General features: G+C 62.3%; 22 protein-coding genes and 3 pseudogenes. 14 read left to right on the top strand and 11 right to left on the bottom strand.

Annotated elements, in window-relative coordinates:
• Window positions 1-43: 43 nt before the first annotated feature.
• The 4 genes from LXX_RS11090 to LXX_RS11105 are packed head-to-tail and all read left to right on the top strand — an operon-like array spanning window position 44 to window position 3,649.
• A complete protein-coding gene (locus LXX_RS11090) occupies window positions 44-772 on the top strand; it encodes a sensor histidine kinase (RefSeq protein ID WP_050737944.1) in 729 nt (242 codons plus the stop codon).
• Window positions 769-1,926, top strand: a complete 1,158-nt coding sequence (locus tag LXX_RS11095) for an NAD(P) transhydrogenase subunit alpha (protein ID WP_011186904.1) — start codon at window positions 769-771, stop codon at window positions 1,924-1,926. The genes LXX_RS11090 and LXX_RS11095 overlap by 4 nt, the downstream gene beginning before the upstream one ends.
• Complete coding sequence (locus tag LXX_RS11100; protein ID WP_011186905.1) at window positions 1,923-2,231, top strand: NAD(P) transhydrogenase subunit alpha; 309 nt, start codon at window positions 1,923-1,925, stop codon at window positions 2,229-2,231. The genes LXX_RS11095 and LXX_RS11100 overlap by 4 nt, the downstream gene beginning before the upstream one ends.
• On the top strand, window positions 2,231-3,649 hold the full coding sequence (locus LXX_RS11105; RefSeq protein ID WP_041767856.1) for an NAD(P)(+) transhydrogenase (Re/Si-specific) subunit beta: 1,419 nt from the start codon (window positions 2,231-2,233) through the stop codon (window positions 3,647-3,649). The genes LXX_RS11100 and LXX_RS11105 overlap by 1 nt, the downstream gene beginning before the upstream one ends.
• Before the next feature lie 49 nt (window positions 3,650-3,698).
• On the opposite strand, the gene LXX_RS11110 is transcribed toward LXX_RS11105, so the two are convergent.
• Entirely contained in the window at window positions 3,699-4,901 is a 1,203-nt protein-coding gene (locus tag LXX_RS11110) for an IS110 family transposase (protein ID WP_011186907.1), read from the bottom strand.
• A 234-nt stretch (window positions 4,902-5,135) separates the two neighbouring features.
• Here LXX_RS11110 and LXX_RS11115 point away from each other — a divergent pair, with 234 nt between their 5' ends.
• From LXX_RS11115 to LXX_RS11125, 3 genes are read left to right on the top strand one after another with little or no spacing between them, the layout of a single operon-like run.
• Window positions 5,136-6,665, top strand: a complete 1,530-nt coding sequence (locus LXX_RS11115) for an aldehyde dehydrogenase family protein (protein ID WP_011186908.1) — start codon at window positions 5,136-5,138, stop codon at window positions 6,663-6,665.
• A 38-nt stretch (window positions 6,666-6,703) separates the two neighbouring features.
• A complete protein-coding gene (gene adhP / locus LXX_RS11120) occupies window positions 6,704-7,732 on the top strand; it encodes an alcohol dehydrogenase AdhP (protein WP_041767858.1) in 1,029 nt (342 codons plus the stop codon).
• A gap of 1 nt (window position 7,733) precedes the next feature.
• On the top strand, window positions 7,734-8,222 hold the full coding sequence (locus tag LXX_RS11125) for a pyridoxamine 5'-phosphate oxidase family protein (RefSeq protein ID WP_050737945.1): 489 nt from the start codon (window positions 7,734-7,736) through the stop codon (window positions 8,220-8,222).
• 92 nt (window positions 8,223-8,314) lie between these two features.
• Here the strand turns inward: LXX_RS11125 and LXX_RS11130 are convergent, their stop codons facing one another.
• The 4 genes from LXX_RS11130 to LXX_RS13785 form a co-directional block, all read right to left on the bottom strand.
• On the bottom strand, window positions 8,315-8,989 hold the full coding sequence (locus LXX_RS11130; protein ID WP_223227649.1) for an ATP-binding protein: 675 nt from the start codon (window positions 8,987-8,989) through the stop codon (window positions 8,315-8,317).
• A 9-nt stretch (window positions 8,990-8,998) separates the two neighbouring features.
• Entirely contained in the window at window positions 8,999-9,532 is a 534-nt protein-coding gene (locus LXX_RS15925) for a hypothetical protein (RefSeq protein WP_223227650.1), read from the bottom strand.
• Between the two features lie 82 nt (window positions 9,533-9,614).
• Window positions 9,615-10,517, bottom strand: coding sequence for a L,D-transpeptidase (locus LXX_RS11135; RefSeq protein WP_041767860.1), 903 nt, complete (start codon window positions 10,515-10,517; stop codon window positions 9,615-9,617).
• 67 nt (window positions 10,518-10,584) lie between these two features.
• On the bottom strand, window positions 10,585-11,235 hold the full coding sequence (locus LXX_RS13785; protein ID WP_176714793.1) for a YncE family protein: 651 nt from the start codon (window positions 11,233-11,235) through the stop codon (window positions 10,585-10,587).
• Window positions 11,236-11,594: 359 nt separating this feature from the next.
• On the opposite strand from LXX_RS13785, the gene LXX_RS11140 reads away from it, so the two are divergent.
• Together LXX_RS11140 and LXX_RS13790 are read left to right on the top strand one after the other, a co-directional pair.
• Window positions 11,595-11,819 (top strand): transposase, encoded by a 225-nt coding sequence (locus LXX_RS11140; protein WP_011186914.1) that lies wholly within the window; start codon window positions 11,595-11,597, stop codon window positions 11,817-11,819.
• Between the two features lie 11 nt (window positions 11,820-11,830).
• The gene (locus LXX_RS13790; RefSeq protein WP_041768562.1) at window positions 11,831-12,259 is read left to right on the top strand and encodes a hypothetical protein; all 429 of its coding nucleotides are present in this window, start codon (window positions 11,831-11,833) and stop codon (window positions 12,257-12,259) included.
• Between the two features lie 330 nt (window positions 12,260-12,589).
• Here LXX_RS13790 and LXX_RS16930 read toward each other — a convergent pair whose 3' ends face one another.
• Window positions 12,590-12,919 (bottom strand): cellulose binding domain-containing protein, encoded by a 330-nt coding sequence (locus LXX_RS16930; protein WP_223227777.1) that lies wholly within the window; start codon window positions 12,917-12,919, stop codon window positions 12,590-12,592.
• Between LXX_RS16930 and LXX_RS16935 the strand changes: the two genes are divergently transcribed.
• Complete coding sequence (locus tag LXX_RS16935) at window positions 12,907-13,146, top strand: pentapeptide repeat-containing protein (protein ID WP_223227778.1); 240 nt, start codon at window positions 12,907-12,909, stop codon at window positions 13,144-13,146. The two genes, LXX_RS16930 and LXX_RS16935, sit on opposite strands and share 13 nt — an antisense overlap.
• A gap of 31 nt (window positions 13,147-13,177) precedes the next feature.
• Here LXX_RS16935 and LXX_RS16940 read toward each other — a convergent pair.
• From LXX_RS16940 to LXX_RS11155, 4 genes and pseudogenes are all read right to left on the bottom strand, one after another.
• A pseudogene (locus tag LXX_RS16940) lies at window positions 13,178-14,215 on the bottom strand (glycoside hydrolase family 5 protein); the annotation flags it as partial.
• A gap of 97 nt (window positions 14,216-14,312) precedes the next feature.
• Entirely contained in the window at window positions 14,313-14,990 is a 678-nt protein-coding gene (locus LXX_RS14550) for a hypothetical protein (protein ID WP_141692851.1), read from the bottom strand.
• Window positions 14,991-15,263: 273 nt separating this feature from the next.
• Entirely contained in the window at window positions 15,264-15,530 is a 267-nt protein-coding gene (locus LXX_RS11150) for a type II toxin-antitoxin system RelE family toxin (protein WP_011186917.1), read from the bottom strand.
• A complete protein-coding gene (locus LXX_RS11155) occupies window positions 15,527-15,802 on the bottom strand; it encodes a type II toxin-antitoxin system Phd/YefM family antitoxin (RefSeq protein ID WP_011186918.1) in 276 nt (91 codons plus the stop codon). Before LXX_RS11155 ends, LXX_RS11150 begins: the two co-directional genes overlap by 4 nt.
• A 568-nt stretch (window positions 15,803-16,370) precedes the next feature.
• Between LXX_RS11155 and istA the strand changes: the two are divergent.
• The 4 genes and pseudogenes from istA to LXX_RS11170 all read left to right on the top strand — a co-directional run bounded on the left by istA (window position 16,371) and on the right by LXX_RS11170 (window position 19,332).
• Window positions 16,371-17,629: pseudogene (gene istA, locus LXX_RS16945) on the top strand (IS21 family transposase).
• The gene (gene istB / locus LXX_RS11165) at window positions 17,626-18,435 is read left to right on the top strand and encodes an IS21-like element ISLxx1 family helper ATPase IstB (protein ID WP_011185523.1); all 810 of its coding nucleotides are present in this window, start codon (window positions 17,626-17,628) and stop codon (window positions 18,433-18,435) included. Before istA ends, istB begins: the two are co-directional and overlap by 4 nt.
• Before the next feature lie 62 nt (window positions 18,436-18,497).
• A pseudogene (locus LXX_RS13815) lies at window positions 18,498-18,695 on the top strand (transposase); the annotation flags it as partial.
• 214 nt (window positions 18,696-18,909) lie between these two features.
• Window positions 18,910-19,332 carry an Hsp20/alpha crystallin family protein gene (locus tag LXX_RS11170; protein ID WP_011185689.1) on the top strand — a complete coding sequence of 141 codons (423 nt, stop codon included), beginning with the start codon at window positions 18,910-18,912 and terminating at the stop codon, window positions 19,330-19,332.
• Between the two features lie 271 nt (window positions 19,333-19,603).
• Here LXX_RS11170 and LXX_RS11175 read toward each other — a convergent pair whose 3' ends face one another.
• Window positions 19,604-20,275 carry a GH25 family lysozyme gene (locus tag LXX_RS11175; RefSeq protein WP_050737946.1) on the bottom strand — a complete coding sequence of 224 codons (672 nt, stop codon included), beginning with the start codon at window positions 20,273-20,275 and terminating at the stop codon, window positions 19,604-19,606.
• Window positions 20,276-20,285: the final 10 nt, after the last annotated feature.

A 20,285-nucleotide genomic window follows, 5' to 3' on the forward strand; every position in this document is an offset into this window, starting at 1 on the left:
GCCGGCGCGGTTTCGTTCACACCCGACGAGATCGCCGCCGTGAGTGAGTTCGCCGCGCGCCGGGATCGCGATCTCGCTCGCGCGGGCGCGTGTGGACCGCGGTCGTCTCGAGTTGATGGAGGAGAGAGGCCGCATCGCGCGCGATCTGCATGATCACGTCATCCAGCGCTTGTTCGCGGCCGGGCTCGGCCTCGAAGCTGTCGCCAGCGTCGAACCGTCACAGCGCGATGCTCTGCAGCGCCAGGTGGAGCAGATCGATCGCGCCATCGCCGACATTCGCACAGCCGTCTTCGCGCTGTCGCGACCCTCGGAGACCGAGACTTTGCGCGACCGTGTGCTCCGGCTGGTCGACGACATCTCACCCGGAATGCCGTCACGGCCGCGTGTGTCGTTCGGCGGCCCCGTCGACACCCTCATCACCGATGACCTGCTTGACGATGTCGTCGCCGTCGCTCGCAAAGCGCTGACGAACGTCGCGCGTCATGCCGCGGCGTTGACATGCACGGTGGCGGTGACCGCGGACGACCAGCGAGTGAGCGTCGTGGTCGAGGACGACGGTTCCGGTCTGACGGCCGAGAACGACAGACGCAGTGGCATGGCGAACATGCAGAAGCGTGCTCATGCGCGGGGAGGGACGTGCGAGTTCACTCGCGCGCGTCGGCGGGCTGGCCATGCACTGGTCCGTCCCTCTCAACCAGGACTGACAAGCGCGAGTCCGACGGACTTTGGTCCCGTTGCGCGCCGTCGATCGCGCGCAGTCTGGGGAACATGACACACACGGTTGGAGTTCTCCGCGAGGCGGAACCCGGCGAGCGGCGGGTCGCGCTCGTTCCCGAGGTCGTTCCTCGCCTGTGCGCCCAAGGTTTTGATGTCGTGGTGCAATCCGGCGCGGGGGAGTGCTGCGGATTCGACGATGCCACGTTTCGCGCCGCCGGCGCGCGCATCGGCTCTGCCGACGCGATTGCGAGCGCGGACGTCGTCGTCGGGATCGGTGCACCTGACATGGACACCGTCGAACTTCATGAAGGTCAGGTAGTTCTGGGCCTTCTCGATCCCCTCGGTCAGCCGGAACGCGTGGCCGCTCTCGCCGCTGCCGGGGTGACGGCGCTCGCTTTCGAGCTTCTCCCGCGTACGCTCAGCCGGGCGCAGCCAGCGGACGCGTTGTCGTCACAGTCTTCGGCGGCGGGGTACCGCGCCGCCATCGTGGCTGCGGAAGCGTACGCGCAATTCCTGCCGATGATGTCGACGGCGGCCGGGACGTTCCGGCCAGCGCGCGTTCTTGTCATCGGAGCAGGTGTCGCGGGGTTGCAAGCGCTGGCCACAGCGCGGCGTCTCGGAGCCATCACCTTCGGTTACGACGTGCGCCCGACCTCTCGCGCAGAGGTCGAATCCGTCGGAGCGACGTTCGTCACGTCCGCGGTGGCCGACGCGCGTGGTGTCGGCGGGTATGCGCGCGCGCTGACGGTCGACGAACATCACCGGCAAGCCGACGAGCTGGCGGACATTGTTCGCCATGCCGACGTCGTCATCACCACCGCGAAGGTTCCGGGCGGGAGACCGCCGCTTCTCGTGAACGCGGGAATGCTCGCCACGATGGCGTCCGGATCGGTGTGCATCGATCTCGCGGTCGGTCCGCGCGGCGGCAACATCGAGGGTGCTCGCGACGGTGATCGGTATCGCACGGCGAACGGTGTGACCGTCATCGGCCATCACGACCTCGCGACCGAGCTCAGCGTTGCCGCGTCGGCGATGTATGCCCGCAACGTTCTCGCGGTGCTGCAGATGCTCACAAGCGAAGGCGAGCTCGTCGTGCGTGACGACGACGTAATCGGCCCGATGATCGCAGTTCGAGACGGCCGCGTTCGGGACGGGCACTGCGCCGATCTCGTGACCCAAGAACAGCCCGTCGTGGGGGCACGGATATGAGCGAGGCGCTTCTGGCGGATGTCACCGTCTTCGTCCTGAGCTTGCTCGTCGGGTTCGAGGTCATCAGCAAGATCCCGACCACTCTGCACACGCCGATGATGTCCGGTGCGAACGCCATCCACGGCGTCGTAGCAGTCGGGGCGGTCATCGCTGCGTCGGCGGCGCGCTCGCCCGAGCAGTACGTGCTCGCGGCGTTGGCTGCCGCCTTCGCCGCCGCCAACGTCGTCGGCGGATATGTCGTCACCGACCGCATGCTGGTCATGTTTCGTCCGGTCCGCCGGTCGCGTGAAGAGAGCGGCGCGTGATGTCGACGTCGATTCTGGTCTCGACCGCCGCGGTTCTCGCCGCATCGGTGTGTTTCGTGGTCGGCCTTCACCTGATGCGCACACCTGTCGCGGCGCGACGCGGCAATCTCATCTCGGCGGACGGAATGGTTGTCGTCGTCGCGGTGGTCCTTCTCACCACCGCGATCGCGGGGACCACGACGTGGCTGGGCTGGGCGGTTCTCGGCGCGGGTTCCTTCCTCGGCGCGGGTTTCGGCATATGGCGAGCGCGAACCGTGCCCATGACCGATATGCCCCAGCTCGTCAGTGTGTTCAACGCGGTCGGCGGCGGAGCGGCGTGCGCCATCGCGCTGGCCGACGTCGCGGGGCGGCCATCGGCGAGTGCGTTCGGCCTCGACGTGTCCGTTCCCCTCGCACTCGACATCCTCATCGGATCGATCACGTTCTCGGGCTCGCTCATCGCGGCGGGCAAGCTCCAGGGCATCATTCCCGGCCGCCCTCTGCTCTGGCGCGGCGCACGCGTGGTGAGCGCCAGCGTGGCCGCCCTCGCCGTGGTCTGTGCGGTTCTCCTGGTCGTGGGAGCGATGCCGCCGTGGCCGGTCCTCGGCCTCCTCACCAGCTCTCTGGTCTTTGGCATCCTCATGGTTCTTCCCGTCGGCGGAGCCGATGCTCCCGTGGTGGTGTCGTTGCTGAACGCGTTCACCGGTCTCGCCGTCGCGATGGCGGGCTTCGTCGTCGGCGCGCAGATCATGATCATCGCCGGTGCTCTCGTCGGAGCGGCGGGAACGATCCTCACCCTTCAGATGGCGGCAGCGATGAACCGATCGGTGATCAAGATCATCGTGGGCGGCTTCGGAACAGGCGACGAGCACCCCGGCACCCCGGCAGCGGGCGTCGGTGCGAGCCTTCGCATCCTGGATGCCGACGACGTCGCCGTGCAGCTGGCTTACGCGCGGCACGTCATCGTCGTGCCGGGTTATGGGTTGGCGGCCTCTCAAGCCCAGCGCGAACTCAACGAGCTCGCTGAGGTGCTGCGCACCCACGACATCGACGTGAAGTTCGCGATCCATCCGGTCGCCGGCCGCATGCCCGGACACATGAACGTGCTGCTGGCCGAGGCGAACATCCCGTACACCCAATTCCTACAACTCGACGAGGCCAACGCGGCGTTCTCCACGTGCGATGTCGCGCTCGTGATCGGAGCGAACGACGTCGTCAACCCCGCCGCTCGGCGACCCGGGACGGTCGTGTCGGGGATGCCCATCCTCGACGTCGATCGAGCCGCGTCGATCGTCGTGCTGAAGAGGTCGATGAATGCGGGATACGCCGGCATCGACAACGACCTCTTCCACGATCCCAAGACCGGCATGTATTTCGCGGACGCCAAGAAGGGGATAGCCGACCTCACCGCCGCCGTCAAGACCTACACCACCGCGTGACACACCGCCGCTCGCGCGGCATCCACTGAAAGGAATCTCAATTGACTTGTCAAGCCGCGGCGAGGGTGGTGAGTGACCTTTGCTGGTAGGTGGTTCCGTCGCGCAGGAGTGCCCAGATGACGTTGATGCGGCGGTGTGCGAGGGCGAGCATGGCTTGTTTGTGGCGTTTGCCTTCGGCGCGTTTGCGGTCGTAGTACGTTCGGGACTCCGGATGGTGTCGGGTGGCGACCTCAGCGGACATGTAGCAGGCGCGCAGCAGGCGTCTGTCGTATCGCTTCGGGCGGTGCAGGTTGCCGCTGATGCGGCCGGAGTCGCATGGGACGGGTGCAGCGCCGGCGGTTCCGGCGAGACGGTCGGCGTTGGCGAAATGGCGCATGGTGCCGCCGGTGGCTCCGATGAACTCGGCTGCCAGAAGCGGACCGAAGCCGGGGATGCTCAGGAGGGTGTCTGCCCATTCGTGGCGGCGAAACCGGGTCTCGAGCTGAGACTCGACCTCTTCGACCTCCTCCTTCAACCGGAGCACCTCACGAGCGAGGCGGGCAACGATGAGCGCGGCGGCGTCCTGACCGGGGACCACACTGTGTTGCCGGTTCGCCGCATCAACGGCTGCTTCAGCGACCGCAGCGGGGTTGTGACATCCGGCGTTTCGCAACCAGGCCGTGACTCTGGTGACACCGCTGCGGCGCAACTGGGCGGGGGTTTGATACTTCGTCAGCAGCACCAGCGCCGCTTTACGGGTGGCATAGTCGAACGCCGCCTCCAGCCCGGGGAAGTATCCCAACAGGGTGGCGCGGAGCCGGTTGATCGCGCGGGTCTTGTCCGCGACGAGATCGGTGCGGTGCGCGGCAAGCATTCGCAGCTCGGCAGCTATCTCGTCGCCGTCGCGGATCGGGAAAATGTCACGACGCATCCTGGTTTGGTCGGCGATGATCGCGGCGTCTTTCGCGTCCGTCTTGCTGTCGCCTCGATAGGTGCGGGCGGCGTGATGGACCGTTCGACCGGGGACGTAGAGCATCTCCTGCCCGTGCGCTGCCAGCACCGCGATCAGCAGTGCCGCACCGCCTTGGTTCGAATCCGTCGCCCAGCTGATAGGAGCGCTGTCGGCGAGCTCTGTCACATCAGCGAGCAACGCCAGAACGTCGTCCTCCTCATTAGCGACCTTCCGGGACAGCAACCGGGTCCCGGTCTCGTCAATTACCACGCAGTGATGGTTGCTCTTACCGGCGTCGATTCCGGCCCACAGTTGCGGCATTCAGCCCTCCGTTTCGTTGATGCGGGCTCCAGTCAACGACCACGCCTGCGTGTCCTTACACAGCGATCCAGTCGCACTTCTCAATCAGAGGTCGAGTCGTTGCGGGACACCGGGCGGCCAATCCTTTCAAGCCATCCAAACAGCAGACAAACCAAAGCCATACCCGGCATCTCTGGAGCGGTCGGAAGCCTACAACTGCTCCCAATCCACACAACAACAAAGTAAGGACACCCCATGAGCACCCAGGCTCTCGCAATCGACGCTTCGCGCACGATCGTCGACGGCGGCGTCATCTACCACCGGCCCGGTGACAGCGGTAGCATCGTGCCGCTGCGAACGCGATACGACAACTTCATCGGCGGCCAATGGCGCGCACCCTCGACCGGGCGCTACGGCGAGGACATCGCTCCCGCCACCGGCCAGCCGTTCGCCGAGTACGCCCGGTCAGGGCCGGACGACGTCGACGCAGCGGTCGCCGAGCGCGCCGCCGTGCTGAACGCCATCGCCGATCGACTCGAACAGAATCTCGAGAGCATCGCCGTGATGGAATCGCGGGAGAACGGCAAACCGGTGCGTGAAACGCTCCACGCGGACATTCCCCTGGCGCTCGACCACTTCCGATACTTCGCCTCAGCGATACGCGCGCAGGAGGGAACGATCGCACCCCTCAGCCGGGATCTCGTATCATACCACTTCTTCGAGCCGATCGGTGTGGTAGCGCAGATCATTCCGTGGAACTTTCCTCTCTTGATGGCCGCGTGGAAGCTCGCCCCCGCGATCGCCGCCGGCAACACCGTGGTCCTCAAGCCCGCGAGCGCGACGCCTGTCTCCGTGCTCTACGTCCTGCAGCTGATCGAGGACCTGCTGCCGGCCGGCGTGGTCAACGTGGTCAACGGTGCGGGGTCGACGCTCGGCCAGGCCTTGGTGGAGCACCCGGGAGTGGCGAAGGTGGCGTTCACCGGTTCAACGGAGACGGGCCGTCAGATCATGCAGTACGCCGTCAAGAACATCATCCCCTCGACGATGGAACTCGGCGGTAAGTCGCCGAACATCTACTTCGATGACGTCAGTCGCGAACACGACGCCTTCTACCGCAAAGCCCTCGAGGGAATGTCGCTGTTCGCGTTCAACAAGGGCGAGGTCTGTTCCTGCCCGTCACGTGCGTTCCTGCAGAGGGGCCTCATCCGGGACGGATTCCTGGATGCCGCGGTCGAGCGAATCTCCCGGATCCGCGTCGGTGACCCTCTCGACACACGAACGGAGATGGGTCCGCAGAACAGCGCCGAGCAGGTGGACAAGATCGCCGGATATCTCGCACTCGGCCCCATGGAGGGATGCGAGGTGCTCGCCGGCGGCGGACTCGCCGACCTCGGCGGGGACCTCTCGGGGGGCTATTTCGTCGAGCCCACGGTGTTTCGGGGGCGCAACGAGATGAGGGTCTTCCAGGAGGAGATCTTCGGCCCTGTCCTCGCTGTGGCCGCTTTCGACGAGTACGACGAAGCGATTCATCTCGCGAACGCGACCATTTACGGGCTCGGATCCGGTGTCTGGAGTCGTGACGCCGACCTCACCTTCGCCGCGAGCCGCGACATCCACGCGGGACGGGTATGGGTGAACACGTACCACCAGTATCCGGCTGGGGCCGCCTTCGGTGGGTACAAGCAGTCGGGCTACAGCCGCGAAACCGACCAGCAAACCCTGCGCAACTACCAGCAGGTGAAGAACGTTCTCGTCAATCACCAGCCGCTCGGCCTCTTCGTCTGACGTCACTTCGCCCGGTGCTCATCGAAAGGAAAACTCCCATGCGTGCAGCCGTCGTCACGTCCTTCACCGAGCCGATCGTCGTGGAGGACGTCCCCCTCCCCACGCCGGGACCCGGCCAGGTGCTCGTGCGTATCGAGACCTGCGGTCTCTGCCATACCGACATCCATGCCGCCCACGGGGACTGGCCGGTGCGCCCCTCGCTTCCGTTCATTCCCGGACACGAAGGCGTCGGCCGCGTCACTGCCCTCGGCGAGGGTGTCACCGCGCCCGCCGTCGGAACCCGAGTGGCACTCGCGTGGCTGGGAAGCGCGTGCGGGTCGTGCCGCTACTGCGAGACCGGTCGCGAGAACCTCTGTGTCTCTCAGCAGAACACCGGCTACTCCATCGACGGGGCGTACGCGGAATATGCAGTCGCGGACGCGAGATTCGCCGTGCCCGTACCCGATTCGGTGTCGTCGATGGATGCCGCGCCCCTCACGTGCGCCGGGGTCACCGCATACGTCGCCGTCAAGACGGCACGTGTGCGGCCGGCGGAACGGGTGGTCGTCTTCGGGGTGGGAGGGCTCGGGCATCTCGCGGTGCAGTACGCGCGATTGGTGGGAGCGGAGGTCATCGCCGTAGACGTGACCGACGAGAAGCTCGCACTCGCCACCGAGCTCGGAGCCGACCACGTCGTCAACGCCCGCACCTCGGACCCCGTGCAGGAGATCCACGCCCTCGGCGGTGCCGATGCCGTCATCGTTCTCGCAGTCGCCCCCGCCGTGTTCGACCAGGCGTTCCGCTCCCTCAGCCGGGGAGGGCGCCTCATCTTGGTGTCGCTTCCCGCGAACGGAGTGATGGGGATCCCCGTCTTCGAGACCGTGCTTAACGGCATTACCGTGGCCGGTTCGATCGTCGGGACGCGGGAGGACCTCGCCGAAGTCTTCCGCCTTCAAGCGCTCGGCCGGACACGGGTCATCGCGCAGCCCCGAGAACTGGAGCAAGCCCCCGAAGCGATGCAGGAAGTGCTCGACGGCACCGTGCCGGCACGTCTGGTGTTCGATCTGGCGCACGTAGGGAGCCACTGACGTGCGTATCGTGCCGGCGCATCCTCGTCGTCCGGGGGAGGACGAGTTCTACTCCGCACAGGGGCCAGCCACCATCCTCTCGCCCGAGAGCTGTTGGGCCTACCTTCGGCTTGCGGCGGGACCGGGGCGTCTGGGGATCGTGATCGACAACGATGTGCATATCATTCCGGTCGACTATGTGGTGGACGGTCCGTCCATCGCCCTGCGAACGGCGGACGGACGCAAGCTCGAGGCCTTTCGCGCCGGGGGGCTCGTGGCGTTCGAGATCGATCACCACGATGACCGTGAGTCGTGGAGCGTTCTCGCCCGCGGTCGCCCCCGCGTCGTGACGGACGCGCGCGATGTGCGCCGTCTCGATGACATCGCGTGGCCGCGGTGGATCCCTGTCAGCGTCTATTCCTATGTCGAGATCGCGGTCGATCAGATCTCCGGCCGTCGCATATCGAGCGAGATCGAGGTCGCACGCCTGACCGACGACGCCACCTCGTAGGGACCGCGTCGATGACGCAGCGACGTGGACGAGCGCGGCCGGAGCGGGGGCGGTCGTGACTGTCGATGTCGGGGCCGCTCCGCCAGTGCTTGTCAATCCGTCGGCTGGCGAACGATGAAATCAGCCATCAGCGGGACAGTGAACGCGACTTGTCCATGCTCGGGGGCGTAGACGAGGCCCTTTGCGATAAAGTTCGCCCGGATCGGGCCGAGACTGTTTACGGTTCGGCCCAGGCGGGCGGCAACCTCGCCGGCCTGGCTTCCGCGGTCACCGTCCTCGGCCATTGCACGGAGGTATCCTTGTTCGCCGCGGGTTGCGCGATCCCATCGTGCGCGGAAGAATCCGGTATCGAGGGCGGATTGGCCGTTCGCCGCGCCTACGCGCGCATCCGCGACGGTGATCGGTGACGACTCCGCGGCGTTCCACGTCTCTTGCCCAAACTGCTGCAAGAAGTACGGATAGCCGGCCGAGATCTCGCAGATCCGCGCCACGGCTGCACTCTCCCACTCGACGCCTTCTCTTTCGACGGAGAGGAGCAGCGCCGATGCCGCGAGAGGGCGGGACAGCTCCTCGATACGGGTGAAGTGGAACAACCGCTCAGAGTATGACCGCGCCTCGGCGAGGATGCGAGGGAGGCTGGGCAGTCCCGCGAGCGCGACAAGGACTCGGAGGCCGTTCTTGCCTGCTGCATGGATGATCGAGCAGATGGCTTCGAGTTCTTCCAGCTGGAGGTCTTGCGCCTCGTCGATGAGAACGGCCAGTCCCACACCTTCTTCTTACGCGGCGCCCGCAAGGTCGGTGATGAGCTTGCGGAGATCGGCCTCCAGCGCCCCAGTGTTGGCACCTCCGCCGGCAACGTCGGTGAGGTCGAGACCGAAGTGCCAGACCCCGGTCGTATCGTAAGAGGCCTTGAAACTCATCGCGGTCTTGAGGGCCTTGAGTATCCGCCTGCCGGCGGTCGGCCGCGCAAGATCGACCAGGCGCCCGTGGAGAGCTTCCCCGAGCGCTTCGCGCAGCGATACCGCAGGGTTCCCCTCAACGCGGGCGACGATCCACTCGCGATCAACTACCTGACGCGCAATTTCGGCGAGCAAGACCGTCTTGTCAACGCCGCGGAGCCCGTACAAGACCAGAGACTGCGCGTCGCGGTCGGCTTCAATATTTTGGAGGCCCTTCTGATGGACCCAGTGCGCAACCCATACTCCCCCGGCGCTGTCCGCCGCCCTGCGGCATTGGTGGGCCGGCAAGGGGCGTAAACCCATGATTGAGAAATCTGCCGAGATCGCGACATAGCCAATGCGCTGACTCAACACTGAATTCCAGGTGCTGTCCTTCCCCGACAAGGAGAAGTCTCGCCATCGGTCAGCTTGGGCCTCAGTCGTGCGAGTGTTGTTATGCCATCATGATCACAAGTGTTCCGATCGGGAGCTGGTTTACCGCGGCGAGGGCCGCATAGGTCAAGCGGATGCACCCGTGGGAGACCTCACCCGAGTTCGTGGCATTGTAGTGGATGCCAATGAGGCCACCGTCCTTTCCGCCAAACGGCTCATCGACCGTAGCCGAGTGTAAGGAGGTGAGCTGGATCGGGTACTCAGCCTGCTTGGCATCGGCGTAGCGTGCCTGGATATAGCCGGTCGTACCGGTTGGTGTCGGGGTCTTATCGGTGCCGACACCTGCCGGATAGGTCACGGTCTTGCCGCCGCGCGCGATCGTGAGCGATTGCTTCGACACCGAGATCCGCACAATCGCATCCAGCCGTGCCCCCTGGGTGATCGAGGCCCACGGCACCCACCTTGCGGTCTGAGCGGCCGCGTGGCCCCCTTGACTGGACGGGGTGGCCTGCCTGGACGGGGTTAACACCAACGCCCACTCCTTGGTGACCTTGACCGGCACGATGACGGTCGGCCCACCGAGAAAGTTCTTCACGGGCAGCTTCGCGACCGCTGTAATGCGGTCGGCCCCGAATACAGGAACGTCCGAAGTCGCCGTGTAAGCATAGGTCACGCCGCTCGTGGAGGTGTCCTGATAGGCAAGCAGGCCAGGGATCACAGCATTGAATACCGCAGCGGGGAGCGCGGCAACCTGGGAGGCACTGAGGTGAGCAGGTGCGACCTCCGGTACGAACGCTTCCTTCGCCACGGTGATTTTGCGGGCGGGTGCCGCGGGCGCGAACATCGCGACTCCGGCAACCGTCGCTCCGGCCACCACCACTACGGCGGCAGCGCTCAGGATCAAGATGCGGGCCTTCTTGCTCCTCCGGCGGCAGGGGCACAGCCCATTCTCTGTGGTAGTCATGAAGTGACTCCTTGCAGCCGTGCGGACCGGACAAAAACCCTGTCCGGCCCGCGTTGGGGGTTGGGGGTTAGCCTGCGACGACCGGCAAGGCCGAGATCGGCCTCTCGGCAGCTGCCGGAGTCACCGAGGGCGTCGGAGGTGTAGCGGGCAGCGAAAGAACCGATACCGTATTGTCTTTATCGTTAGTCACGTATACGGTCTTTCCATCCGGAGCAACGGCTACCCCCCTCGGGGAGTTACCGACCGGGAATGTGGAAGTGACCTTCAGCGACGCCGCATCAATTACGGACACCGTGCTATCCACAAAGTTAGTGACGTATGCGGTCTTTCCATCCGGAGCAACCGCGACCGCGTCCGGGAAAGTGCCGACCGGGATCGTGGAAGTCACCCGATACGACGGCACATCAATCACCGAAACCGTGCTGTCGAGCCCGTTGGTGACGTACACGGTCTTCCAATGCGAACCAACTGCGACTCCCGTCGGCTTCTGGCCGACCTGGACTGTGGAGGTGACTTGATGCGAGGCGGCATCAATCACCGATACCGTATTGCCATCCTGGTTGGCAGCGTACACATTCTTTGAATGTGGCCCAACCGCGACCGCGACCGCGACCGCGACCGGACTCTTGCCGACCGAGATCGTAGAAGGAGTCGTTTCCGCGAAAGCCGCAGGTGTCGTGCTGACCGGCACAGCGACGAGCATCGCGACAAAAACCATCCCCCATCTTGCCCGATGCACAGCCAAAGACTTACTTTGGGACCGAGATGAAACAGTAGAAAAAACGGCGTTCATGGCCCTTTTGCCATCACGTGAGGTTGCAAAAAGCAACCCCACGGATCGTCGGCTGATGAGAGTCAAGCCTCGTACCCACCGGATCCGGGATAAGCAGCGGGAAACATCGCATCAACCACAGCGGGAATAGACGGCGCGCTTCCGAGGGGTCTGCTGCACGAGTAGGTGACATCTGATCTGGCTTGCCCGGGAGGGTGGCCTGGAAGGATGTTGCTGTGCCTAAGCCCTACCCGAGTGAGTTCCGTGATGATGTGGTGCGTGTCGCGCGGAACCGTTAACCTGGAGTGACGATCGAGCAGATCGCGGAAGACTTCGGTGTTCACCCGATGACGCTGCAGAAGTGGCTCAGCCGCGCAGCGGTCGATGACGGATCCAAGCCGGGCGTGACTCGCGGCGAAGCGTCGGAGAACCGTGAGTTGCGGAAGCGAATCCGGCTTCTTGAGCAGGAGAACGAGGTGCTGCGGCGGGCGGCTGCGTATTTGTCTCAGGCGAACCTGCCGGAAAAATGATGTACCAGCTCGTGAGTGAGCTCGCCGCTGACGGGGTTCCCGTGACGGTGACGTGTCGGGTGTTGAAGCTCTCCCGCCAGCCCTACTACCGTTGGCTCGTCTGCCCTGTCACGCCGAGCGAGGTGGTGGAGGCGTATCGGGCTAACGCGTTGTTCCACGCGCACCAGAACGACCCGGAGTTCGGGCACCGGCTCCTGGCTGACGAGGCTCGTGATGCTGGGGAGGCGATGGCGAACCGGACGGCGTGGCGGATCACCTCGGCCAACGGCTGGTGGAGTGTGTTCGGGAAGAAACGGGGCCGGAACGGCAAGAAGCCGGGTCCTGCGGTCCATGACGACTTCTACATTGTCACTGACGAGAACGGGCGCCTCCGGCACGAGTTCACCGCTTGGGGGCTTTGTCCGGCAGGTGCCGGCTGGGCTGATTCTAGGTCAGCGTAGTACGCGTCCTCGGCTTCGATCGGGGTACGCATTGCGGCGTTTCGCTGCACGCAGCTCAGCCATAAAAAAGCATCGGACAACTCGGCACTTCGTCTTGTCGCTCGTCGAGCTGGTCGCGCGCACCGGCTCCGGCGCACGCTCTGCGCAGTGCCGCGGATCGGCCCCGCCGGCGGGGCGACCAGGCTCGATCTGGCGAGACTGGAATTTCTAGGGACTCCGCTTGAAATTGCGCAAAACAGGAGAATGAAAAGAGGAACGCGAGACAGAAAGTTTAGCAAGTTTCCGAACCAGAAATCGCCTCACCTGTTTCGTACTAACCCTCACATAATTTTATGATGGCAAGCACCCAAAAAAGACTTTTTTGAAAATTCTATGAACATCCGTGTTAACGGAAATGAGGGGAAGAGCAGGAGCGTATTCTGCCGCTACCTGAAGACCGACTCGTACTGTCTGCCCTGGTTGCAAATTCGTCGCCCAGTCTTTCCCGGAACAGGTAATCCGATTTTCTGAAATCCCGCATCTCATTCCCCAACTATTGCTAACCGCAACAGCTGTCGGGGATTCCCATGAAACAGACCACCCAGACACGGGCCGATCTGCAGTGAGCTGCAACTCAGCGACATACCCGGTGTTCCATGCGCCCTGCAATGACCACTTCACAGTGGGACTTCCACCGGGCGTGCTTCCACCGGGCGTGCTTCCACCGGGCGTGCTTCCACCGGGCGTGCTTCCACCGGGCGTGCTTCCACCGGGCGTGCTTCCACCGGGCGTGCTTCCACCGGGCGTGCTTCCACCGGGCGTGCTTCCACCGGGCTCAGGCTGAGGTGTTAAAATTGGGCCCAAAATATCAACCTTCTCCTGTTCGGGGGTTCGCCAATCGGACTTGACAATACCGCCAGTGTCGAGACTGTTAGGATTAAAGCACCAGAATGAGAAACTCATACCTGTCTCTTTTAAATAGTCAACAATTTCCTTAAACCAAAGGCGATCACTCTGCGTTTGAAGATCTGTTCCGAATTCCCCAAGGAGAACCGGGGCAATTCCTTGAGCGGCTATATATCCCCACCGGGAACTCCATACTTTCTTAAGGTTTCCAGGGTACGTTGGGTCGTGAAACCATGAGTGGTTGGCAACTTCCTGAGGATAATCATGCGGCGAATAAACCACACGGTTTGACACGTTAAGAACAACTTGTGCGGATGCGACGCCTGTTAAGTCTCCTCCCCACTCCATACCCTCAACAATCACCAACAGATTTGGGTTTACCGCAAGTACCGCATTTCCGGCCCGGGTTGCGGCCAAACGCCAGTCCACAGCTGGGTCTCCGCACCCCCAACAAGCAGGCTGATGTGGTTCGTTATGCAAGTCAACACCAATAACAGTGCGGTTTTCTCGGTAACGGGCGGCAAGTGCCCCCCAGTCCGCAATCCATCTTCCCTCAGAAATTTTGGATGTGTACCAGAGTGGTGACTGGGCGGCAGATTCTGGCCGATGACGGTCAAGAAAGACACTGAGTCGAGCCTTGTGAGCAGCATCGACAACGCGATCCAAAAGCTGCAGCGGAGTTAAATTGACAAGGTCAGGATTTATATTCCCATTAATAGTATTAGTATTGTATCCAGATAAACATTCATTTGAGTAAGGAATTCGTACGGTATTAAACCCAAGCTGGGCTATTTTTCTCATTCCCTCATCCAGTGAGATAGTCCACAAACCATGCGGAGCGCAGGCTGAAGTTTCCATACCAAACCATGCAATACCCCTAATTACATAGGGTGCGCCGGATTCGGTAAGGATTCGTGAGCCAGAGGTATGAAGCCATCCATATTCAGAATGCTTTTCCGACGATGCAAAGGGACGTGCGTCAGCACCAGTTGCAGGGCTGACTGCGAGAATAATGCTCAGCAAGGCAATTGGGAAAGCCGCACTCGCGGCGAATCTTCTCAAAAAATTCATTTTGTATTCTTTTACCCTATTCTCAATTTATCTAAAAAATTCTCAATATTTCTCTAAAACCGGGATTTTCTTAATAATGTTTTTATGGAACTTTTTGCTACGAGATCTGAGTGCGACTCCTGAACTGAGGTCGGGCGCGCAAAAACCCGAGAAGCAGCAACAGAACCCCGAGAATCACCAGTAAAAACGCAAACCCTGCCATGGGAAACATGCTTCCGAGACCTGTACTGGGAAGCATTCTTCCCAGACCTCTGTGGGACCCAATCGGGTAGAGTACCTTATGCGCGGTGACAGTGGCTACCTTTGGGGTGGCTATGGTACTTGCGGAAGGGGAACCTGGTTTGCACACCGGGGCATTGCCGCCCTCGCCGTAATGATAGTTCGTATTGCTGTACTGTACCCACACGATGCACTCGCCGGGGGCGAGCTTGATGGGCAGGAATGTCTTGCCAATGAAAGCGGCACCCCGTTGATTATTGTTCGGATCGAAGTGCATACCGCTGCTGCGGCTGGTCGTACGGTAGTTGACATCACCATTTGCCGGGAACGTACTGCCATCGGTGAGAGTCACACCATCGACGGACACGTGGTAAGGAATCGCTACGTCAGCGCGGGCGGCGACCTCCTTGTCAGGAGAGACCCCAGACGATGGTTCCACAGACACGCCGCCCGGTGTAAGAGAGTCGTCGGCATAGGCCACAGCGTTTCCACCTACGCCGAGATTCGCAAGAACCACGGTTGCAACAACCTCACAAGCAAGAATATGGTTTCTCATGGTAAATTCTCAGTTTCCACTTACGGCTTTGATCCAGTAATGATTAAAACATCGAATGTTTAGATATGAATCAGCTCCGAAGTTTTAATAACTTCCAATTGCCATAACGGTGGAGCCATCTTATTAGCTTCGCTCCAAATGCATTGGACGTCAACCCTGATTCGCCCTGAGTTTCGTTCCTATAGGGCGGTTGGTGAAGCGGTTGTTTCCACGGGGGTGTCGAGGCCGACTACTACGGCTGCCATATCTTTCGCTGGCGACACGACGCAACTGCTAACGCGGTCGATATACATCGGCCCGATGAGCAATCCGTCCCACCAACAGCACACGGCGATCTTCATCGAGGGAGAACAACACCCGGTAGTCGCCGCGGCGTGCAGAGTAGTAACCTTCGAGGTCGCCCTGCAGCGGCTTGCTCATCCGATACGGGTTACCCGGCAGCGTGACCGTCACGAACTCGACGACCGCAGCGACCACACGAGGCGGCAACCGATCCAGCCCACGGATCGCTGCCGGAGCGAACTGAACATCCCAGCTCACCGCTTCGGCAACCCGAACCGCGCACGGACATCATCAGCACCGACAGTCGTACCGCTCTCAACGACTCGGCGACCCTCGGCGAGATCCTCGCGAATCCCGGACTGTGAGAGCCAGAACAGAGTCTCATGGAGCGAATCCAAATCGTCCTGGCTGATCAGAACGGCAGCGCCGTGACCGTGACGAGTGATCTGAATGATCTCGTGCTCAGACTCCACCTCATCGATGAACCTTGAGAGCTTGTCCTTCGCCTCACTCAGCGACACAGTCTTCATCGCTTCATTCTAGCCTAATTATAGGCCTGAATACAGAAGAATAAATAGCCGACAATGTTTCTTATGTCAGTTTGATAACCGGGTGGACTCGCAGAAACTGCGATTCCGGCCTCGCGGTTACGCCCCCGACCGGCTACATGAGCGTGGACTTAGGGCCGATTTCTGGCGGTGGTAGTGGGGTGCGTGATCACACAGGCCGCGGCCAGAGCAGAAGAGTCACCCCCGAGAGCGAGGTTAGCCTTCGCCTCAAGTTCACCTGGCCGACCGCATCATGCAGACGCTCACGGTGGTCGCGATTATGGGCCCAGTGTTGCTCACACTCATCCAGCAAGCGGCACCCAGCCCTGCGCTTCAAATAGTGGGAGTCGTCCTGACGCTCGGTGGCGTCGTACTGCGCGCAGTTGCGATGCGCACTCTTGGCCTCCGCTTCCAGCTCACCCCTCGGAGCGTGCCCACGTCGCCGGAACTCACCACCGGTCCCTATTGCCTACGCTAGCTGTTAACGCCAAAGTAGAATGGACCCCGTAGCGCCGACTTGGAATGGACCCCCTGGCTCCAGGCTAGGAGGGTGATTTCAGTGGATACGTGGGCAGAGATCCGGCGGTTGCATCGGGCGGAGAAGATCCCGATCAAGCAGATCGCGCGTGATCTTGGTGTCGGGCGGAACACGGTTCGGCGGGCGTTGCGGGGCGAGGATCCTCCGGACCGGTCGCGGGGTCCACGGGGCTCGAAATTTGATCCATTCGTGCCGCAGATCAGAGCGCTGCTGGTGGAGTATCCGCGGATGCCGGCGTCGGTGATCGCGGAGCGGGTGGGATGGTCGTTCTCGTCGTCGTTGTTCCGTGACCGTGTCGCGGAACTGCGGCTGGACTATCTGGGTCTGGACCCGGCGGATCGGCTCTCTTATGCGGCGGGCGAGGTGATCCAGTGCGATCTCTGGTTCCCCGAGACGCGGGTGGCGGTCGGCGACGGGCAGGACCGGATCTTGCCTGTGCTCGTGATGTGTCCGGGTTCTCCCGTCGGATCGAGGCGGTCATGCTCCCGTCCAAGCAGGGCGACGACCTGACCTCGGGCATGTGGTCGCTGTTGCAGCGATTCGGTGGGGTTCCGCGCTCGTTGCTCTGGGACAGGGAAGCCGCGATCGGTGGTCTCGGGAAGCCCACCATCCTCGCGGCGACGTTCGCGGGAACGCTCGCGACGAGGATCAAGCTCGCGCCCGCACGAGATCCGGAGACCAAAGGTGTTGTCGAGCGCGCGAACAGATGACTTGGAGACCTCGTTCCTGCCGGGACGGATCTTTCAGAGCGTCGATGACTTCAACGAGCAGCTGACCGGATGGTTGGATACCCGCGCGAATCAGCGGAAGGTCCGCTCGATCGCGGCCCGCCCGACAGAGCTCGCGAACGTTGACACGGCGGGGATGCTGGCGCTGCCGGCGAAGCCATCCGCCGTTGGGCTCACCCACCGGGTCCGCCTCGCCCGCGACTATTACGTCCTCCTCGATGGGAACGACTACTCCGTCCCCGGTTCATTGGCCGGTTCGTCGATATTCGGGCGTCGCTGGACGAGGTCGAGATCACCAGCAACGGGCAACCCGCCGGCAGGCATCTCCGGTCGTTGCGGACAGGGCAAACGATCACGGCTCCCGAGCATGTCACACAGGCCGCGAAGCTCCGCGCTCACTACCAACGCCCGAAACCTTCCGGGGTCAGAGAACATCCAGATGGGCACCGCGTCCAGATTCGGGCGCTGTCGGACTACGACGCCCTGTTCGGCATCGACTTCACGACCACGACCACGACCGAATACGAGAAAGAAGCACGATGACCATCAAGAACAGCACGAGCGACGTTCCGATCCCGAAGACCAGCAAGCAGGTCTCCTCGAAGCTTGCCTATCTCGCCCGGGCGTTGAAGACGCCAACGATCGGGAGGGTTTGGGAAGACCTCGCCGGCCGAGCCAGAGACGAGAACTGGGCGCATGAGGAATACCTCGCCGCGGTCCTGGAACGCCAGCTCGCGGACCGGGAATCAGCGGGCACCACGATGCGAATCCGGACCGCGCACTTCCCCGCGATCAAAACCTTGGAGGACTTCAACCTCGACCACCTCCCGTCGCTGCGCAAGGATCTTCTCGCACACCTGGCGACATCGACGTTCGTCGTGAAAGCGGAGAACGTGATCCTCCTCGGCCCTCCCGGGATCGGGAAGACCCACCTCGCGATCGGTCTTGGCGTCAAGGCCACTCACTCCGGGCACAGTGTCTTGTTCGACACCGCGAACAACTGGATCGCCCGCCTCGCGGCCGCTCACCACCAGGGACAGCTCGAAGCCGAACTGAAGAAGATCCGCCGTTACAAGCTCATCATCATCGACGAGATCGGCTACATCCCCTTCGACACCGACTCCGCGAACCTGTTCTTCCAACTCGTCGCGTCCCGTTACGAACAGGGCTCGATCATGGTCACCAGCAACCTGCCGTTCAGCCGCTGGGGCGAGATCTTCGGAGACGACGTCGTCGCTTCAGCGATGATCGACCGCCTCGTCCACCACTCCGAAGTCCTCACCCTCAACGGAGACTCCTACCGCACCCACGGACGCCGCGACCTCATCAAACAGACCGACAAGAACTAAGCTCAACCAACGAAGAAGGGGTCCACCCCAAATCGGCGCAAAAGGGTCCATTCCAACTCGGCATCAACACCGTCAACGCCCGCTACCGCCGCGCGGTGCGGTCCCGCGGACACTTTCCAAACGACGCTGCGCCGCTGAAGTGCCTCTACCTCGTGACACGCTCGCTTGACCCGACCGGGCAAGGCAGAGCACGCTGGGCGACGAGATGGAAGCCCGCGCTGAACGCGTTCGCGATCGCCTTCGAAGGCCGAATCAACTAATGACCGCCGGCCCAGAAACACCGTTCATCGGACAGACCCTCAGCCTCTGAATTGTCCTGCTCGGGGTCAGTCGACGAGGGTCTGCTTCCAGTTCGTGGTGACCGGATAAGAAGTTATTCCCTATTAGCACTCTCCATGGGTGAGTGCTAATATGGGGTTCGGGTCAGGCGGCCCCCGCGTGACCCTTCGTTCGCATCGCGAAAGGAGATAGATCATGTCAAATTCGTTCGATGTTTTGAGCCAGCTCGACCGCTTCGCGTCTAGCGTGTTCGACACGGCCCGGTCGCCCCGGGTGATGCCGGTCGACCTTTTCCGCGAAGGTGATCAGTACGTTCTCAGTGCTGATCTTCCGGGTATTGATCCTGATTCCGTTGACCTTGATGTTGATGGTCAGTTGCTCACGATTCGGGCGGAGCGTCTCGCACCGTCGAGTGAGAACGTCAAGTGGCTTGTGCATGAGCGACCGTATGGTTCGTATATGCGCCAGTTCACTCTCGGTGACGGTGTGGATGTGGAGAAGATCACGGCTAATTATGAGCACGGTGTTCTCTCGGTCATCGTTCCGATGGCTGAGCGTGCCAAGCCGCGGAAGATTCAGATCGGCTCGGCGCGAGGGCGGAAGGAGGTCGGCGCATGACCACGATCATCAGCCCGGATCCTCACCGCAAGACCAGCCGGGTGCCGGATCACTCGAGGATACGGCTGCCGCGAATCCCGCTCCGATTCGGGCCCAGGGAACCCACTCATCCGTCCTTCTCCGGATGGCCTTTCAATCGCCACGGAGGCCCACCCGCACAAGCGGTGTAAAAAAGTTCCACAGGAGACGCATCATGGTAATGGCCTGCACCCTTCCGGGGTGCAGGCCATTACCATGCCGGTTCCACGAGCTCCTCCGCCACAGGTCAAGGTCACCAATGAACGTTATTGGAGAATCGCTTGAGCGCCAGCCTGGTGCCGCGGAAGAAGTCTTGGTCCCCCGGCATGAGGTCGCCTGGGCCCGCGTAGGGGCTCACATCGTTCCAGTGCTGCCACAGCGTCCAGTGTTTCCACCCACCGGGCAATGCTCCGGGGCCGTCCGATACGTCCGAGACCCATTTGGCGATGAACAACGGGTAGGAGGAGAATTTCGTGGTGTTTCCGGTGTACTTCTTCCACCAGGACGGGTTGGTGTAGATGACAGGCTTCACACCACCCGTCCTCTTCTCTACGACGGAGACGAACTCGTAGATCCACTTGACGACGTCCTTCGGGGTCATCGCCTTACATTTCTTGATTGCCCACGGCTTCTTCAGGTCGCTGCAACGGTGCTCCAGGTCAAGCATGGGCGGCAGGATACGCTGAGTGGGCTTCCAGTTGTGGATGGTGTTCATAAAGTGCTTCGCCTGCGAAGTGCCATCCGACCAGAACGGTCGTCCGAAGTGGTACGACCCGCGATAAAACCCGGTATCTTGGGCTCCCTTCCACTGCGTCTCGTACTGGGGGCTCACGTAGTCGTCGTCCTCGGTCGCTTTGATGTAAACGAAACGGGCGCCCTTCGACGCCGCATCGCTCCAGTTGACGTCGGTCTGCCAACCACTCACATCATCGCCA

Origin of the sequence: Leifsonia xyli subsp. xyli str. CTCB07 (assembly GCF_000007665.1) — a bacterium.
GTDB lineage: Bacteria > Actinomycetota > Actinomycetes > Actinomycetales > Microbacteriaceae > Leifsonia > Leifsonia xyli_C.